Genomic DNA, 16,672 nt, shown 5'->3' on the forward strand with positions numbered 1-16,672 from the left:
GCACGGAATGATAAGGGCGCGTTGCGCGATGAAGTTTGGACTGCGACTCCGGGGGGGCTTGCTCGCAACCCTGATCATGTTCGGCGCGCCGGTGGTTGCCCCGGTCGGGGCTGTTTTTGTGTCTTCGTCTGCGCTCGCTCAGACCGTTCAGTCGATTTCCGTCCAGGGAAATCGCCGCGTCGAGGTGGAGACGATCCGCTCCTATTTCAAGCCGGGTCCGGGCGGTCGCCTGGATCAAGGCGCCATCGACGACGGCCTCAAGGCGCTGATCGAGACCGGCCTGTTCCAGGACGTCAGGATCAACCGCGGTCCCGGCGGCCAGCTCGTCGTTTCGGTGGTCGAAAACCCGGTGATCGGCCGGATCGCCTTCGAGGGCAACAAGAAGATCAAGGACGAGCAGCTCACCATTGAGGTGCAGTCCAAGGCGCGCGGCACTTTCTCCCGCGCCATGGTGCAGTCCGACACGCTGCGAATCGCCGAGATCTATCGCCGGTCCGGCCGCTACGACGTGCGCGTCACGCCCGAGATCATCGAGCAGCCGAACAACCGAGTCGATCTCATCTTCACCGTCGAGGAAGGCGTCAAGACCGGCGTCAAGTCGATCGAGTTCGTCGGCAACAACGCGTTCTCGTCCTACCGCCTCCGGGACGTCATCAAGACGCGCGAGACGAACCTGCTGAGCTTCCTCGGCAGCGGTGACGTCTACGATCCCGACCGCGTCGAAGCCGACCGCGACCTGATCCGCCGCTTCTATCTCAAGAACGGCTACGCCGACGTCCAGGTGGTAGCCGCGCTCACCGAATACGATCCCGAGAAGAAGGGCTTCAACGTCACCTTCAAGATCGAGGAAGGCGCCCAATACCGCGTCGGCGCGGTCGACTTCCGCTCCAGCATCCCGAACTTCGATCCATCGTCGATGCGCGGCTATTCGCGCGTCCATGCCGGCTCGCTCTACAACGTCGAATCGGTCGAAAAATCGGTCGAGGAGATGCAGATCGAGGCTTCGCGCCGCGGTTACGCCTTCGCCGTGGTCCGTCCCGGCGGCGACCGCAACTTCGAGGCGCACACCGTCTCCGTCGTGTTCAACATCGACGAGGGCCCGCGCACCTATATCGAGCGCATCAACCTGCGCGGCAACACGCGCACGCGCGACTACGTCATTCGCCGCGAGTTCGACATCTCCGAGGGCGATGCCTACAACCGCGCCCTGGTCGATCGTGCCGAGCGGCGCCTGAAGAACCTCGACTACTTCAAGAGCGTGAAGATCACGACCGAGCCGGGCTCGTCGAGCGATCGCGTGATCCTGGTCGTCGACATGGAAGAGAAATCGACCGGCGACTTCTCGATCTCGGGCGGTTACTCCACCACCGACGGCGCTTTGGCCGAAGTCTCGGTCTCCGAGCGCAATCTGCTCGGCCGCGGCCTGTTCGCCAAGGCGGCGGTGACCTACGGCCAGTATGCCCGCGGCTACTCGCTGTCGTTCGTCGAACCCTATCTGCTCGACTACCGCGTCGCGCTCGGCCTCGACCTCTATCAGCGCCAGCAGCTCGCCAACAACTACATCTCCTACGGCACCAAGACGCTCGGCTTCTCGCCGCGCCTCGGCTTCTCGTTGCGTGAAGATCTGTCGCTGCAGCTGCGCTACTCGATCTACCAGCAGGAAATCACGCTGCCGAGCTACCTGGCGAATTGTAACAACAATCCGGCCAGCGGGGCGTTCAATCCAAGCCCGGCTTACGCGGCCGCCAACGGCATCGACCTGAGCTCGACCAATGGCCTCGGTTGCTACAACGACGGCGAAGCCTCGCTGCCGGTGCGCAGGGAGCTTGCCAACGGCAAGACCCTGACCTCGGCGCTGGGCTACACGCTCACCTACAACACGCTGGACAACAACAAGAACCCGACCGACGGTCTGCTCATCGACTTCCGGCAGGATTTCGCCGGCGTCGGCGGCGACGTGTCCTATCTGAAGACCACGGCGGACGGAAAGTACTATGCCCCGCTGGTGTCCGACATCGTCGGTCTCGTCCGGCTCCAGGGCGGCATTCTGACCAAGATGAACGACGATCTGCGGATGCTCGACCATTTCCAGATGGGTCCGAACCTGGTCCGCGGCTTTGCTCCCAACGGCATCGGCCCGCGTGACTTGAACCCGTTCGGTTCGCGCGACGCGCTCGGCGGCACCAAGTACTGGGGTGCTTCGCTCGAACTGCAGATGCCGTTCTGGTTCCTGCCGAAGGAAGTGGGTCTGAAGGGCGCGGTCTATGCCGATGCCGGCGGCCTCTACGACTATAAGGGACCGACGAGCTGGACCACGACCAACGAGGTCAACGCGCCGGGCTGCATCCCGTCGAGCATCAACCCGTCAACGACGGGGACCTGTACCGGCCTCGTCTATGACGACAGCAAGGTCATCCGCTCGTCGGTTGGTGTCGGCCTGATCTGGCAGTCGCCGTTCGGTCCGCTGCGCTTCGACTACGCCGTGCCGCTCAGCAAGGGCAAGTACGACCGTACGCAGGAATTCCGGTTCGGCGGCGGCACCACGTTCTAGTTCGATCAGCACGGCACGATCCGGATCAGTGGAGCCGGTTTCCGAAGGGGATCGTGCCATTCCAAGAGTTGGGGCATGATGCGGTCTGACCGCTTCATGCCGAAGCCGGACCGCGACGGGGTGGAATGGCGCAGCCGATCTTCTTCACAAAGCCGCCTGCCTCAGGGCTGGCCGACATCGCCACGCTGGCCAAGGCCGAGCTGGTCGATCCCGGCAGGGGCGGCCACGTCATCACCGGCCTTGCTTCGCTCGACGAAGCGGGCCCGATGCATCTGGCGTTCTTCGACAACCTCAAATATGCCGACGAGCTGAAGGCGACCAAGGCCGGCGCTTGCCTGGTCAGCCCGCGCTTCGAGGCCCAGGTGCCCGCCCATGTGGCCGTGCTGCGGGTGGCGCAGCCGTTCCGGGCCTTCGTCAGGATCGCGCGGGAATGGCATGGGGATGCGCTGAGGCCGCAATCCTGGGTCGGCAATGACGGTATCGCACCGTCGGCGATCATCGATCCCTCGGCCCGGCTCGAGGACGGCGTGATCGTCGACCCCCTGGCGGTGATCGGCCCGGACGTGGAGATCGGCAGCGGCACCGTGGTCGGCGTCGGGGCGGTGATCGGTCCCGGGGTCAAGATCGGCCGGGACTGCAACGTCGGGGCCCGGACCGCGATCCAGTGCGCCCTGATCGGCAACAACGTGCTGATCCATCCCGGCTGCTCGATCGGCCAGGACGGCTACGGCTTCATCTTCTTCGGCCCCGAGGGCCATCTGAAGGTGCCGCAGACCGGCCGGGTCCTGATCCAGAACGATGTCGAGGTCGGCGCCGGGACCACGATCGACCGTGGCAGCCTGCGTGACACCATGATCGGCGAGGGGACCAAAATCGACAATCAGGTCCAGATCGGCCACAATGTGACCATTGGCCGGCACTGTCTGCTGGCGGCCCAGATCGGCCTCGCCGGCAGCCTGACCATCGGCGACAACGTGGCGCTCGGAGCAAAGGTTGGCATCAACAACCACCTCAAGATCGGAGATGGAGCCCAGGTCACCGCGATGAGCGGCGTCAAGGACGACATCCCGCCGGGCGGGCGCTGGGGTGGCTTCTTTGCCAAGCCGACCAAGCAATGGTTCAAGGAGATCATCGCGGTGGAGCGCCTGGTGCGCGACAGCAAGGCCGATGCGAAGGACGAGGGACGGGAATGACGGCGGAATCACCTGTGAAGTTCGAGCTGGTGGATATCAATGCCATCCTCCAGACCCTGCCGCACCGCTTTCCGATGCTGCTGATCGATCGCGTGATCAACATCCGCGCCGATTACAGCGGCATCGGCATCAAGAACGTCACCTTCAACGAGCCGGCCTTCCAGGGGCATTTCCCGGAGCGCCCGGTCTATCCCGGCGTCATGATGATCGAGGCGATGGCGCAGACCGCCGGCGTGATCGGCATCAAGTCGGTCGAAGGCACCGAGAAGCCGCGCGCGGTCTATTTTCTCACCATCGACAAGTGCAAGTTCCGCAAGCCGGTGCTGCCCGGTGACACCATCGAATATCACATGCGCTCGCTCGGGCGCCGCAAGGCGATGTGGTGGTTTCACGGCGATGCCAAGGTCAATGGCGTCGTCGTCGCCGAGGCCGATGTCGGGGCCATGCTGACGGACTGAGCGGCTCCGGGCCGGCGGATGGGGGCTCAGGCGCTGCAATCGTAGCGGCCGCCGGCGGCCTCGCGCCGGATGTGCCGGTTGAAGAACTGGCCCATGGACGGCGCGCCGAGCAGGCGGTCGACAGTCTCGGCGGCGACGCCGCAATAGCGCACATAGGAGCCGCCGGTCGCGACGACGAGAGCGTGCCGCGCGCGGTCGTAGCAGACGCGCTGAAGCACGGTGCTGCGATTGATGTCGCGGCATTCGAATGTCGCGAGGTCGACCGGTCGGCGATCGCCGGTCTCGACCGTCTCGGATACGATCGGCGCGGCCGCGAGCTGTGCGAGCAGAAGTGCCAAGGCCCTGACCACGAGTGTTGAAGCTCCGCATGAACTCCGGGGCGGACCGGGACGGCCGCCTCATCCGATACTTGAAACACGGCGAGATGATACGTCACTGGACAGATCGGGCATAGACGCGGTAACCACCGGAAAACCGAATGACTTCAACACATAATCAGAACTTCCTGACGAGTAAGATTGCTTGATGAGCAGGATTGATCCCACCGCACGGGTCGCGGACGGCGCCGTGATCGGCGAGGGTACCGAGATCGGGCCCTATTGCATCATCGGCCCGAATGTCGTGATCGGCGCGAACTGCAAGCTGATAGGGCATGTGCATGTCACGGCGCAGACGAGTATCGGCGACGATTGCACCATCTATCCTTTTGCCTCGCTCGGCACGCCGCCCCAATCGCTCAGCTACCGGGGCGAGCTGACGAAGCTCAAGATCGGATCGGGCTGCACCATCCGGGAATCCGTGACGATGAACGCCGGCACCGTCGCCGGCGGTGGCATCACCACGGTCGGCGATCGCGGCTACTTCATGAATTGCAGCCACGTCGGCCATGACTGCCATGTCGGCAATGACGTGATCTTCGCGACCTCGGCGACGCTCGGCGGTCATTGCGAGATCGGCGACTTCGTCTTCATCGGCGGGCTGTCCGCCGTGCACCAGTTTACCCGAATCGGGCCTCAGGTCATGGTCGGCGGCGTCTGTGGCGTGCGCGACGACATCATCCCGTTCGGCCTCGTCAACGGCCAATACGCGGTGCTGGAAGGCCTCAACCTGATCGGTATGAAGCGGCGCAAGTTCACCAAGCAGCGGCTGGCGACGGTGCGGGGATTCTACCAGAAACTCTTCCACGGCCCCGGTACCTTCGCCGAGCGGTTGGAGGCATCCCGGCCGCTCGCGGGCGAGGATCCGGCGATCGCGGAAATCCTCGACTTCATCGGCAAGGGCAAACGCCCGCTCTGCCTTCCCGCCATCGCGAAGTGACCTTGGGATGGCCCCGGGCATGACATCGGCGGCTTCGCAGGTCTCATCGCCGGTCGGCATCGTCGCCGGCGGCGGCGCCATGCCGTTCGCGGTTGCCGACTCGCTCGCCGCCCGCGGTATCACGCCGGTGCTGTTTCCGCTTCGCGGGGCCTGCGATCCGGCCCGGGTCGAGAAATTCCGTCACCGCTGGATCTCGGTCGGCCAGCTCGGCCGTGCGATGCGGCTGTTTCGCGAGGAGGGCTGCCGCGACCTGATCTTCATCGGCACCCTGGTGCGCCCCTCGCTCGCGGAGATCCGGTTCGACGTCAAGACGCTGCGCCTGCTCGGCAACGTCATCCGCGCCTTTCGCGGCGGCGACGATCATCTCCTGTCCGGCGTCGGTCGCCTCCTCGAGCAGGACGGCTTTCGCATGGTCGGCATCAAGGACGTCGCCCCGGATCTCCTGATGCCGGAAGGTTGCATCAGTCGCGCCTGGCCGAACGACAACAGCAAGGCCGACATCGAGCGGGGCCGTGCGGTGCTGACCGCGCTCGGCCCGTTCGACATCGGCCAGGCGGCGGTGGTGATCGACGGCCATGTGGTGGCGGTCGAGGACATCGAGGGCACCGACGCGCTGCTCGCGCGCGTGGCGCGGCTGCGCGAGGAGGGACGCATTCGCGCGGCGGCCGGGCGCGGCGTGCTGGTGAAGGCGCCGAAGAGCGGCCAGGACCTGCGCTTCGACCTGCCGACGATCGGCCCACGCACGCTCGAAGGTGTTGCCGCCGCAGGGCTCGCCGGCATCGCCGTCATTGCCGGCAGCACCATCGCCGCCGAGCCGCAGGCGATGATCGCGCTGGCCAACGCCAAATATCTCTTCGTCATCGGCCTGCCGGCGTGAGCAGTCGCGCGATCCCAAGCGCAGGATCTGCCTGATCGCCACCGAGGAATCCGGCGACCGGCTCGGCAGCGCCTTGATGAAGGTGCTACGCCAGCGCCTCGGCGACGGCGTCGAATTCGTCGGCGTCGGCGGCCGCACCATGGCGCGCGAGGGGCTCGAATCGCTGTTTCCGATCGAGGAGCTGTCGATCGTCGGCTTCGCCGCGGTGGTGCAGCAATTGCCGAAAATCCTGCGGTTGATCCGCAACACCGCCGAGGCCGTGCTGGAGGCAGCGCCGGACGCACTCGTCATCATCGACAGCCCCGATTTCACCCATCGCGTTGCCCGCCGCGTGCGCGCGAAGAATTCCACGATTCCGATCGTCGATTACGTCTCGCCGCAGCTCTGGGCGTGGCGGCCGGGACGGGCGCGCACCATGCTCGGCTATGTCGACCATGTGCTGGGCCTGTTGCCGTTCGAGCCGGAGGAATACCGCAAGCTCGGCGGACCGCCATGCAGCTATGTCGGCCATCCCCTGATCGAGCAATTGTCCTCGCTGCGGCCGGACGCGGAGGAGCAGGCGCGCCGCAACGGCGAGCCGCCGGTGCTGCTGGTGCTGCCCGGCAGCCGCCGCAGCGAGGTCAGGCATCATCTCGGCGTGTTCGGCGCAACGATCGGCCGCCTGCAGGCGGAAGGCTGTGCCTTCGAGCTGATGCTGCCGACCATGCCGCATCTGGAAGCCACCATCCGCGAGGGCCTCGCAAGCTGGCCGGTCAAGCCGAGCATCGTGATCGGCGAGAACGAGAAGCGCGCCGCCTTCCGCATCGCGCATGCGGCGCTGGCCAAATCCGGCACGGTGACGCTGGAGCTCGCGCTATCGGGCATTCCGATGGTGACGGCCTATCGCGTCGGCGCGGTCGAGGCTTTCATCCTGCGCCGCGCCATCCGCGTCTCCTCGGTGATCCTCGCCAATCTCGTGATCGGCAGGGAGGTCATTCCGGAATATCTTCAGGAAGACTGCACGCCGGAGAAGCTGGCGCCCGCGCTCCAGGACGTGCTGACCGATTCCCCGATGCGGCGGCAGCAGGTCGAGGCCTTTGCCCAGCTCGACCGGATTATGTCGACGGGCAACAAGTCACCGAGCGTGCTGGCGGCCGACGTCGTGCTGGCCACGATGCGCAGGGGCGGGAGACCAAGCTAGAGCGCGCCTCGCGAGCGTCCGCTTGCGATGGCGCAACGGAAGCTATTTGGCTTGGCCGCGATCGGCGGCATTTGACCCAAGCGGACCACGGCACTCGCCCTCCGATCGGTCCCAACCAGCTTGAAAGCAGGCCTGACCGTCTGGTCCCAAGGTAGGCAGCTCTGATGCAGATAGGTCAGTGGATGTTACTTTTCGGTAACAGACGCTACCCGGCATCATCGATAATCTAGTCGGTGCTTTTCCAGGCACATAGGTTCGTAGCATGAAAATGATTTTGCTCAGTGTGGTTGCGACTGCCGCGCTATCGGCGACCGCATTCGCTGCCGATCTTCCGGCGCGGACCTACACCAAGGCTCCCGTGGTGGTTGATCCACACTACAGCTGGTCTGGCTTTTATGTTGGTGGAAACGTCGGCGGCGCATGGAATCGAGATTCTGGTGGGGCGGGATGCATTGACCCGGCAGGAGTTCGAAACGGCCCAGTTTGCCAAATGGTGCCCGCTGGCACCATTGATGCATCTGGCGTGATGGGCGGCGTCCAGATCGGTTACAATTGGCAGGTTGCGCCGAGCTGGTTGCTCGGTGTTGAGGCCGACATCCAAGGTGCGGACATCAAGGGGTCGACCACGATCAACGGTCCCTTCACATTCGCCAGTGGCGCCGTTTCCTTGATTGCCGCACAATATACGGCCAGCGAAAAGCTGGATTGGTTTGGGACTGTGCGAGGCCGAGTTGGTGCGACAGTTGGCAACGTTCTCCTCTACGCAACCGGCGGCCTCGCGTATGGGCACGCTGAACTGACTGCGAATCTTACTTCCCCAAACCCATTTGCGTTTCCAGCAAGCGCAAGCGTAACAAGGGTAGGCTGGACAGCCGGTGCTGGTGTGGAATGGGGCTTCGCAGGCAATTGGTCTGTAAAGGTCGAAGGCTTGTATTATGATCTTGGGACGACGTCGCTAGCCGCTGGGCCGGTGGCGGGCAGCGTAGCGGGTGCGCTGGGCTTCATCAGAACGAAGGATTTCGATTTGCATGGCGCAATCGGCCGCGTGGGTGTGAATTATCGCTTCGGCGGTCCGGTTGTCGCGAAGTACTGATCAGCGATACGTTTCATTAAACGGAAGCCCTCCACGGCGTGCTCCGGCCCTAAACGAGCGAACCTCCCAAGGTTTCCTAGTCCATCACTATTGTCGAGCGTCACGTCTTGGATCAGGTGGGCCGCGCTCAGGGCGCCAATTGAGCGGTGAGCGACATGCGTTCGCGCTGCTTGGCGCCTGACGCGGAGAGCAAGACGAACCCGAACGATTTTATGAGCACACGCTTACGCAAGGCCCGCATCCACCCGAAAACACTGGCCGGTGATGCGCTGGCTGTCGTCGGAGGCGAGGAACAGCGCCATGTTGGCGATGTCCTCGGGCGTGACCGCATCCGGAACGGCCTGGCGCGAGCGGATCTCGGCGATGACCTTCTCGTCCGGATACCACAGCCGGCGCTGCCGCTCGGTCACGACCATGCCGGGTGCGATCGCGTTGACGCGGATGCGGTCGGGGCCGACCGAACGGGCCAGCGAGTTGGTGAAGCCGACGATCGCTGCCTTGGCCCCGGCGTAGACCGGCAGCGCCGGCGCACCGCGCATCCAAGCGATCGACGACATGTTGATGATGGAGCCGCCGCCGCGCGCCTGCATCTGCGGCACCACCGCTTGCGCCGCAAAGAAGACGTGCTTGAAATTGACGCCGATCATCCAGTCGAACTCGGCGGGCGTCACCTCAGCCAGCACCTGGCGCTGGTCGTTGGCGGCGTTGTTGACGAGCACCGCGGCCTCGCCAAGGGATCGCCGGACCTCGGCCATGGCGGCGCGCAAGGCCTCGATGTCCAGGAGATCGCAGGGCAGGAACAGCGGCGCGGTGCCGCTTGCGGCTGCGACCTCGGCGGCCAGCACCTTGCCGGCCGCTGCATCGATATCGAGGAACGCGACCCGGGCGCGCTGGGCGGCGAAGGCGCGCACGAAGGCGGCACCGATGCCGCTGGCACCGCCGGTGATCAGCACCACGCGGTCGGCGAGGCCGGCATAGCTCGTCTTGGTCATACGATCAGTCGCTCCGTCTTGGGGTCGAACAGGCAAATGCGGCGGGTGTCGAGCGCGAAAGAGGCGGACGTGCCCGGCGCGGGCCGGATATCGGGCGAGATGCGCGCCATCGCCGGCTCGCCGCCGAGCCGCAGCGACACCATCGTCTCGGCGCCGGTCGGCTCGACCATGTCCACCGGCGCCTCGACGAGGACGGGCGCATCGTTCGAAAACACGCGGCTGCCCTCGGCGATGCATTCCGGTCTGATGCCGAACACCACGTCGCGTCCGACAAAGGAAGCTGCGCCGTCATAGCCGCTCAGGCGGAGGCGGATCTGGTCCGGCCGGCCCGCGCCGATCACGACCACCAGCCCGTCATTTTCGGCTTCGAGCCGTGCCGGCAGCGTGTTCATCGGGGGCGAGCCCATGAAGCGCGCGACGAACAGATTGGCGGGATAGCGGTACACGGTATCGGGGTCGGCGAACTGCTGCACGCAGCCCTGATGCATCACGGCGATCCGCGTCGCCATCGTCATGGCCTCGATCTGGTCGTGGGTGACATAGACGATGGTGGCGCCGATGCGCTGGTGCAGGCGCTTGATCTCCATCCGCATCTCCACGCGCAGCTTGGCGTCGAGATTGGAGAGCGGCTCGTCGAACAGGAAGAGCAGGGGATCCCGGACCAGCGCGCGCCCCATCGCGACGCGCTGGCGCTGGCCGCCGGAGAGCTGCGACGGCTTGCGGCCGAGCAGCGTCTCGATCTGAAGCAGCTTTGCGACATTGGCGACCGCCGCGTCCTGCTCGGCCTTGGGCACGTGACGGCATTCCATCCCGAAGGTGATGTTCTGCCGCACCGTCATCGACGGGTAGAGCGCGTAGGACTGGAACACCATGGCGATGTCGCGGTCCTTGGGCGGGACGTCGTTGACGACGCGTCCGCCGATCTCGATCGTCCCCGCGCTCGGACGGTCGAGCCCGGCGACGATGTTGAGCAGCGTGGACTTGCCGCAGCCGGACGGTCCGACCAGCACGGTGAATTCGCCGCTCTCGATGTCGAGCGCGATGTCCTTCAGCACCTCCAGATTGGCGTAGCGCTTGGACAGGGCGCGAATGCTCAGTGCTGCCATGACGACTCCATCATTTCACGGCCCCGGCAGTCAGGCCGCGGACGAAGTACTTGCCGCCGAGGAGGTAGATCAACAGCGTCGGCAGCGCGGCGATGATCACCGCCGCGCTCTGCACGCCATGCTGCGGGATGTCGGCGACCGCGGCGGAGAGCGCGATGAGAGCCGCCGTGACCGGCTGCTGCTGGCCGGTCGTGAACGTCACGCCATAGAGGAACTCGTTCCAGATATGCGTGAACTGCCAGATCACCGTGACGATCAGGATCGGCCCCGAGAGCGGCAGGATGATGCGCCAGAAGATGCGGAAGAAGCCGGCGCCGTCGATCCGCGCCGCCCTGATCAATTCATGGGGGATGGCGACGTAGTAGTTGCGGCAGAACAGCGTGGTGAAGGAGAGCCCCTGGATGGTGTGGATCAGCACGAGGCCGGCCAGTGTGTTGATCAGACCGATGTCGCGCAGCACGATGGTCCAGGGAAGCAGGCGCATCTGCTGGGGCAGGAAAAGGCCGAGGGTCACGATCCCGTAGATCCAGTTGTCGCCGCGAAAGCGCCAGAGCGACACCGCGTAGCCGGCGATGGCGCCGAGCAAGGTCGAGAAGATCGTCGCGGGGATCGTGACCAGCGCGGAGTTCAGCATGTAGGGACGGATGCCGGAGCAGGTCTCGGCCACGCAGAAGCCGCTCCAGGCGGCGGCGTAGTTGCTCCAGGCCAGATGTTGCGGCCAGCCGATCATCGAACCCTGAGCGATCTCCTCGTTGGTCCGCAGCGAGTTCAGAACGACGACCACCAGCGGCGCGAGCCAGGCCGCGGCGATCAGTGAAACGACGAGATAGATCAAGATCCGGCTCGGGGTAAAGCTGCGCTCACGCATGAACGGCCCGCCGTCGCTGGAGATATCGCCATGCCGCGTAGGGCACGAGCACCGCGAGAAGGATGAGCAGCATCAGCACTGCCGCCGCGGCGCCGCGGCCGAGCAGGCTGCGCTGGAACATGAGGTCATAGACGACCAAAGCGGGCAGCTGGGTCGCAATTCCCGGCCCGCCATTGGTGAGGGCGCGGACGAGGTCGAAGGTCGAGATCGCGAACTGCAGCTGGATCACGACGACGGTGATGGTGATCGGCCAAAGCGACGGCAGGATGATGCGCCGGTAGATCCGGACCGGTCCGGCGCCGTCGATCTGCGCGGCCTTGATGATGTCGGCATCGACCGAGCGAAGGCCGGCAAGAAACAGGGCCATGGCAAATCCGGAAGATTGCCAGATCGCGGCGACGACGATGGTCCAGATCGCCATGTCGCGGTCGATCAGCCAGTCGAACTTGAACGAGGTCCAGCCGAGATCGTGGACCAACTTCTGAATGCCGAGGCCGGGATTGAGCAGCCAGCTCCAGACCGTGCCGGTGACCACGAACGACACGGCGAGGGGATAGAGGAAGATGGATCGCAGCACGTTCTCGCCGCGAATGCGCTGATCAAGCAGGATCGCAAGAACGAGGCCGGTCGCCGCACTCAAGACCACGAACGCAATGCCGAACAGCAGCAGATTGTCGAAGGCGATCTGCCAGTTCCGCGATGCCAGGACGGCCGTGTAGTTGCGCAACCCCACCCAGCCCGAGACCGGGATCAGCGTGGAGGGCGTGAACGAGATCCAGATCGTCCACAGCGAGAACGAGACGAGGTGTGCCGCGGAGAGCAGCAGCGGCACCCAGATCATCAGGTATTCCGGCAGCCGGCGCACCCATTCAGGAAGCGCCGGCCGGCCCGGTCTTATCGCCGCGGCATTGCTCAACGTGCGCCCTCGACGGCCTCGGCGAGGCGGGTCGCCGCCTGCTCGGGCTTGATCGTCCTGTTCTTCACGTACTCGGTGATCACGTCGATCATGGCTGCGGTCATGCCGTTTTCCTGCGCCATGTTGTGCGCCATGCTGAGGACGGCCTGATTGCTGGCGATGGCGTCCTTCAGGGCCTTTGCGGTGGTGCGTTGACCCTCCGACCAGCCTTCGCCGGACAGATCGACGTCGGTGCGCACGGGGATCGATCCGGTGATCTGCGAATACATGGTCTGGATCGCCGGATCCATGACGAGCTGGGCCATCAGCGTCTGGCCGGCCTGAAGGTCTGCCTCCTTGCGCTGCCAGAAGATGAAGGCGTCGGCATTCAGCAGGAAGACCGGCTTGCTGTTGTCGCTGGGACCTGGCGCAATCATGAAGTCCTCGAGCTTGAAGCCGGCGTTGCGCAACACGCCCTGGGCCCAGCCGCCCATGATCATCATGCCCATGTCGCCGTCGATGAAGCGTTTCAGATTGGTCGAGAAGTGCTGGGCGCCGACATTGGGGTCCATCCAATCGGCGATCTTGCGCACCTGCGCGAACGCAGCCTTGATCTCGGGACCTTCCAGAGCCTTCTTCTCGAGATTCATGATGGCGGCGCGGTAGGCGAGCGGACTGATGCCGGCCAGGGCGGCCTCGAATTTCTGCCCGTCATCCGGGCGGGTCCCGCCGTTGGCGATCGGATGGGCGACGCCGCCCGCCTTCATCTTTTCAGCGAGGTCGTTGAAGTCCGCCCAGGTGACCGGGACCTTGTCGGCCTTGGCCTTGTCCATGGCGCGCTTGGACAGGAACAGCATGTTGGTGCTGTAGATCTGCAGCGGCAATGCGATCCATTTGCCGCCGGGCTTGTGCAATTTCGCAAGGTCCGGCGCGACGACCTTCTCGTAACCGGCGGCGGCGACGACGGCGTCGAGATCGACGGTCGGGGCGATCTTCGACCAGGCCGCAATCTCGGGACCCTTGAGCTGCGAGCAGGCCGGCGGATCGCCAGCCATGATCTGAGCGCGCAGCTTGTTCATCATCTCGGTGGTGAAGCCGGGCACGGGCGAATGCTGCCAAACGCCGCCCTTCTCCTCGAACTTCTTGCCGAGCGCGGTGATGGCCGCGCCGTCGCTGCCCGCGGACCATTGCGAGATCGCGGTCAGGCGCGGCTTGACCGCGCCTTGCGCGCGGGCAAAGGCCGGCATTGCGAGCGTAGCGACGGAGCCAGCGAGCAGACGGCGCCTTGTTGTGGTGATCGGCATGGCAGTTCCTCCCGGTGTGAAGTTTCGGCGCGTGTAGGACGTTCAGATTTTGCTTCAGCGCATGTCAGGCCGCCTCCGTCGAGGCCGCGGGCATGCCGCCACGGCTGGCGAGACAAAAGGCGGCGAAGGCGAGCGCGGCCTGCGGATCGTTGCCGGTCGACGGCGGCACGAAGGCGATGGACACCTGCGCCAATTTGCGTCCCCCCAGCAGGCAGGCATCGATCCCTTCGACCACGGCGTTGCGATCGTCTGCGGCGAGAAGCGACGGCCAGCCGCTGATCGCAACGCCGCCGCACGGTTTCACGTTCAGCGTGTTGCCGATCGCAAGGCCGAGCCGGAACAGCCGCCGGCGCAGCTCCTGCCGCACGCGCGATGAGATCGGAATCGTGTTCACCCATTCGTTGCCGAGTCGAAGCAACTCGGCTTCGGCAACGCCGAGAAGCTCGGCCAGGGCCGGAATCGACGCATAGGCCTCGACGCAGCCATGATGTCCGCAGCGGCAGCGCGGCCCTTCAGGCTCGAACACCATGTGGCCGAGCTCGATCGGTTGCAGCGCCTCGGCCTTCGCCGGATCATCCATCCAGGCGCCGGCAACGCCGTGGCTGACGAGCACGAACAGATGCGTGTCGCTGAAGGGATAATTCTGGGTGCGGCAGCGGTGAAAGGTGGCGTGGGCGACCACCGAATTGGTGATCTCGAGCGGCACGCCGGCGAACGTCTCGTCGAACATCTCGCCGAGGCGCGCGACATCGCAGGGAATGATCGGATTGGCCGAGATGCTGAGACGGCCGAGGCCTGGAATGGAGACGCCGATCTGGGCGAGGGTGATGCGGCGGCGCCGCATCCAGTCGCGCAGCAATGTCATGGCTTCGCGAAATGCCTGGCCGACGGTCTCGGCGGTCGGCGTCTTCGGCAGCTTCACGCGCTCGGCGTAGTGCAGTTCGCCCGACAGGCCGCCGACGCCGACGCTGAGATGCTGCGCGGTCAGCTCGAAGGCTGCGAGGGCGACCGAGCCGTCGAGCGACACGAGGCCGGTCGGGCCGCCGACGTAAGGGGCAGGGCGCCGCACCTCCTCGATCAGGCCTTCGGCCTTCAGGTCGAACAGGATGCGCGACAGGCTCGCTTCCGACAGGCGCACGGCCTTGGCCAGCGGCGGACGGAACGAGCCGCCCGACTGAAGCAGATGGGTCAAAATGGCAGCGCGCGTCTGCCGCCGACTTCTCGGCTGCTCCGGCATTTCCGTCCCTGTCGTCATTCTTACTTAGTGTAAGAATGCGCGCGTGGCAGCTCGGCTGTCAAGCCGCCTGCCGCCATGTCCATGGACTTGTTGTTGTGCGCGGCAGCAAGATGAGCGGTACGGGTCTCGTAGGGTGGGCCAAGCGAAGCGTGCCCACGACTTGTTGGCTATCACGTGGAGATGGTGGGCACGGCGCTACGCGCCTTTGCCCACCCTACGGCCCCTGCGCAAACGAAAACGGCGCCATCTTGCGATGGCGCCGTTTCGATAGCCGTATTACTCAGGACTTACTTGCGATCCTTCATCGCGACGTAGTCGCGCTTGGTGACGCCGGTGTAGAGCTGACGGGGGCGGCCGATCTTCTGCTGCGGGTCCTCGATCATCTCGCTCCACTGGCTGATCCAGCCGACGGTGCGGGCGACCGCGAACAGCACGGTGAACATCGAGACCGGGAAGCCCATCGCCTTCAGCGTGATGCCCGAATAGAAGTCGACGTTCGGGTAGAGCTTGCGGTCGATGAAGTACTGGTCGCTCAGCGCGATCTTCTCGAGCTCCATCGCCACCTTCAGCATCGGATCGTCGCCATGGCCGGTCTCCTTGAGCACGGCGTGACACATCTTCTGCATGAGCTTGGCGCGCGGATCGTAGTTCTTGTAGACGCGGTGACCGAAACCCATCAGGCGGACTTCGGAGTTCTTGTCCTTCACCTTGGCGATGAATTCGGGAATCTTGTCCACGGTGCCGATCTCGGCGAGCATCGCGAGCGCGGCTTCGTTGGCGCCGCCATGCGCCGGGCCCCAGAGGCAGGCGATGCCGGCGGCGATGCAGGCGAACGGGTTGGCCCCGGACGAGCCGGCGATGCGGACCGTCGAGGTCGAGGCGTTCTGCTCGTGGTCGGCGTGCAGGATGAAGATCTTGTCCAGCGCGTCGGCGAGCACCGGGTTGATCTTGTAGTCCTCGCACGGCACGGCGAAGCACATGTGCAGGAAGTTCTCGGCGAACTTCAGCGAGTTCTTCGGGTACACGAAGGGCTGGCCGATCGTGTACTTGTAGGCCATCGCCGCCAGGGTCGGGATCTTCGCGATCATGCGCATGGATGCGATCATGCGCTGCTTCGGATCGTTGATGTCGGTGCTGTCGTGATAGAACGCGGCGAGCGCCCCGACTGCGGCCACCATGATCGCCATCGGATGAGCGTCGCGGCGGAAGCCCTGGAAGAAGCGGGCCATCTGCTCGTGCACCATCGTGTGATGGATCACGCGGTCGTCGAAATCCTTCTTCTGCGCGGCGGTCGGCAGGTTCCCGTAGAGCAGGAGATAGCAGGTCTCGAGGAAGTCACCGTTCTCGGCGAGCTGCTCGATCGGATAGCCACGGTATTCCAGCACGCCCGCATCGCCGTCGATATAGGTGATCTTGGACTGGCAGCTCGCGGTGGAGGTGAAGCCGGGATCGTAGGTGAACAGGCCGGACTGGCCGTAGAGCTTGCCGATATCGATGACATCAGGCCCGACGCTGCCGCTGTGGATCGGGAGATCGTAATTCTTGTTTCCGACCGTCAGCGTAGCGGTCTTTGGGCTTGGTTTTGCGTCCATCAGAGGTCC

15 protein-coding genes are annotated in these 16,672 nt (G+C 64.9%); 7 read left to right on the plus strand and 8 right to left on the minus strand.

Annotated elements, in window-relative coordinates; all coding sequences use genetic code 11:
* The first annotated feature begins 28 nt into the window (after positions 1 to 28).
* The 3 genes from bamA to fabZ all read left to right on the plus strand — a co-directional run bounded on the left by bamA (position 29) and on the right by fabZ (position 4,202).
* The gene (gene bamA / locus WI560_RS14260) at positions 29 to 2,551 is read left to right on the plus strand and encodes an outer membrane protein assembly factor BamA (protein WP_375308491.1); all 2,523 of its coding nucleotides are present in this window, start codon (positions 29 to 31) and stop codon (positions 2,549 to 2,551) included.
* A 125-nt stretch (positions 2,552 to 2,676) separates the two neighbouring features.
* A complete protein-coding gene (gene lpxD / locus WI560_RS14265; protein WP_375308492.1) occupies positions 2,677 to 3,744 on the plus strand; it encodes a UDP-3-O-(3-hydroxymyristoyl)glucosamine N-acyltransferase in 1,068 nt (355 codons plus the stop codon).
* Positions 3,741 to 4,202 (plus strand): 3-hydroxyacyl-ACP dehydratase FabZ, encoded by a 462-nt coding sequence (fabZ, locus tag WI560_RS14270; RefSeq protein WP_028136118.1) that lies wholly within the window; start codon positions 3,741 to 3,743, stop codon positions 4,200 to 4,202. Before lpxD ends, fabZ begins: the two co-directional genes overlap by 4 nt.
* A gap of 26 nt (positions 4,203 to 4,228) precedes the next feature.
* Here the strand turns inward: fabZ and WI560_RS14275 are convergent, their stop codons facing one another.
* Positions 4,229 to 4,552 carry a KTSC domain-containing protein gene (locus WI560_RS14275; protein ID WP_375308493.1) on the minus strand — a complete coding sequence of 108 codons (324 nt, stop codon included), beginning with the start codon at positions 4,550 to 4,552 and terminating at the stop codon, positions 4,229 to 4,231.
* A gap of 175 nt (positions 4,553 to 4,727) precedes the next feature.
* Between WI560_RS14275 and lpxA the strand changes: the two genes are divergently transcribed.
* The 4 genes from lpxA to WI560_RS14295 all read left to right on the plus strand — a co-directional run bounded on the left by lpxA (position 4,728) and on the right by WI560_RS14295 (position 8,669).
* Positions 4,728 to 5,519, plus strand: coding sequence for an acyl-ACP--UDP-N-acetylglucosamine O-acyltransferase (lpxA, locus tag WI560_RS14280; RefSeq protein ID WP_375308494.1), 792 nt, complete (start codon positions 4,728 to 4,730; stop codon positions 5,517 to 5,519).
* 19 nt (positions 5,520 to 5,538) lie between these two features.
* Positions 5,539 to 6,396, plus strand: a complete 858-nt coding sequence (locus WI560_RS14285) for an LpxI family protein (protein WP_375308495.1) — start codon at positions 5,539 to 5,541, stop codon at positions 6,394 to 6,396.
* Complete coding sequence (gene lpxB / locus WI560_RS14290; protein ID WP_375308840.1) at positions 6,368 to 7,576, plus strand: lipid-A-disaccharide synthase; 1,209 nt, start codon at positions 6,368 to 6,370, stop codon at positions 7,574 to 7,576. The genes WI560_RS14285 and lpxB overlap by 29 nt, the downstream gene beginning before the upstream one ends.
* Positions 7,577 to 7,838: 262 nt before the next feature.
* Positions 7,839 to 8,669, plus strand: a complete 831-nt coding sequence (locus WI560_RS14295; protein WP_375308496.1) for an outer membrane protein — start codon at positions 7,839 to 7,841, stop codon at positions 8,667 to 8,669.
* Positions 8,670 to 8,893: 224 nt separating this feature from the next.
* On the opposite strand, the gene WI560_RS14300 is transcribed toward WI560_RS14295, so the two are convergent.
* From WI560_RS14300 to gltA, 7 genes are all read right to left on the minus strand, one after another.
* Positions 8,894 to 9,661, minus strand: coding sequence for an SDR family NAD(P)-dependent oxidoreductase (locus WI560_RS14300; RefSeq protein ID WP_375308497.1), 768 nt, complete (start codon positions 9,659 to 9,661; stop codon positions 8,894 to 8,896).
* A complete protein-coding gene (locus tag WI560_RS14305; protein ID WP_375308498.1) occupies positions 9,658 to 10,767 on the minus strand; it encodes an ABC transporter ATP-binding protein in 1,110 nt (369 codons plus the stop codon). Before WI560_RS14305 ends, WI560_RS14300 begins: the two co-directional genes overlap by 4 nt.
* Before the next feature lie 10 nt (positions 10,768 to 10,777).
* Positions 10,778 to 11,635, minus strand: coding sequence for a carbohydrate ABC transporter permease (locus WI560_RS14310; RefSeq protein ID WP_257179973.1), 858 nt, complete (start codon positions 11,633 to 11,635; stop codon positions 10,778 to 10,780).
* The gene (locus tag WI560_RS14315; RefSeq protein WP_257179972.1) at positions 11,628 to 12,551 is read right to left on the minus strand and encodes a carbohydrate ABC transporter permease; all 924 of its coding nucleotides are present in this window, start codon (positions 12,549 to 12,551) and stop codon (positions 11,628 to 11,630) included. Before WI560_RS14315 ends, WI560_RS14310 begins: the two co-directional genes overlap by 8 nt.
* A complete protein-coding gene (locus WI560_RS14320; protein WP_375308499.1) occupies positions 12,548 to 13,834 on the minus strand; it encodes an ABC transporter substrate-binding protein in 1,287 nt (428 codons plus the stop codon). The genes WI560_RS14315 and WI560_RS14320 overlap by 4 nt, the downstream gene beginning before the upstream one ends.
* Positions 13,835 to 13,898: 64 nt before the next feature.
* Positions 13,899 to 15,071, minus strand: coding sequence for an ROK family transcriptional regulator (locus WI560_RS14325; protein ID WP_375308841.1), 1,173 nt, complete (start codon positions 15,069 to 15,071; stop codon positions 13,899 to 13,901).
* Positions 15,072 to 15,358: 287 nt separating this feature from the next.
* A complete protein-coding gene (gene gltA / locus WI560_RS14330) occupies positions 15,359 to 16,663 on the minus strand; it encodes a citrate synthase (RefSeq protein ID WP_028136129.1) in 1,305 nt (434 codons plus the stop codon).
* Positions 16,664 to 16,672: the final 9 nt, after the last annotated feature.

This window comes from Bradyrhizobium sp. A11, assembly GCF_042077125.1.
GTDB classification, from domain to species: domain Bacteria; phylum Pseudomonadota; class Alphaproteobacteria; order Rhizobiales; family Xanthobacteraceae; genus Bradyrhizobium; species Bradyrhizobium japonicum_B.

Excerpts from the sequence above, each read along its gene's own strand:
- bamA (WP_375308491.1), top strand. The coding sequence starts at position 29 with ATGAAGTTTGGACTGCGACTCCGGGGGGGCTTGCTCGCAACCCTGATC.
- lpxD (WP_375308492.1), top strand. The coding sequence starts at position 2,677 with ATGGCGCAGCCGATCTTCTTCACAAAGCCGCCTGCCTCAGGGCTGGCC.
- fabZ (WP_028136118.1), top strand. The coding sequence starts at position 3,741 with ATGACGGCGGAATCACCTGTGAAGTTCGAGCTGGTGGATATCAATGCC.
- lpxA (WP_375308494.1), top strand. The coding sequence starts at position 4,728 with ATGAGCAGGATTGATCCCACCGCACGGGTCGCGGACGGCGCCGTGATC.
- WI560_RS14285 (WP_375308495.1), top strand. The coding sequence starts at position 5,539 with ATGACATCGGCGGCTTCGCAGGTCTCATCGCCGGTCGGCATCGTCGCC.
- WI560_RS14295 (WP_375308496.1), top strand. The coding sequence starts at position 7,839 with ATGAAAATGATTTTGCTCAGTGTGGTTGCGACTGCCGCGCTATCGGCG.
- WI560_RS14300 (WP_375308497.1), bottom strand. The coding sequence starts at position 9,661 with ATGACCAAGACGAGCTATGCCGGCCTCGCCGACCGCGTGGTGCTGATC.
- WI560_RS14305 (WP_375308498.1), bottom strand. The coding sequence starts at position 10,767 with ATGGCAGCACTGAGCATTCGCGCCCTGTCCAAGCGCTACGCCAATCTG.
- WI560_RS14310 (WP_257179973.1), bottom strand. The coding sequence starts at position 11,635 with ATGCGTGAGCGCAGCTTTACCCCGAGCCGGATCTTGATCTATCTCGTC.
- WI560_RS14320 (WP_375308499.1), bottom strand. The coding sequence starts at position 13,834 with ATGCCGATCACCACAACAAGGCGCCGTCTGCTCGCTGGCTCCGTCGCT.
- WI560_RS14325 (WP_375308841.1), bottom strand. The coding sequence starts at position 15,071 with ATGCCGGAGCAGCCGAGAAGTCGGCGGCAGACGCGCGCTGCCATTTTG.
- gltA (WP_028136129.1), bottom strand. The coding sequence starts at position 16,663 with ATGGACGCAAAACCAAGCCCAAAGACCGCTACGCTGACGGTCGGAAAC.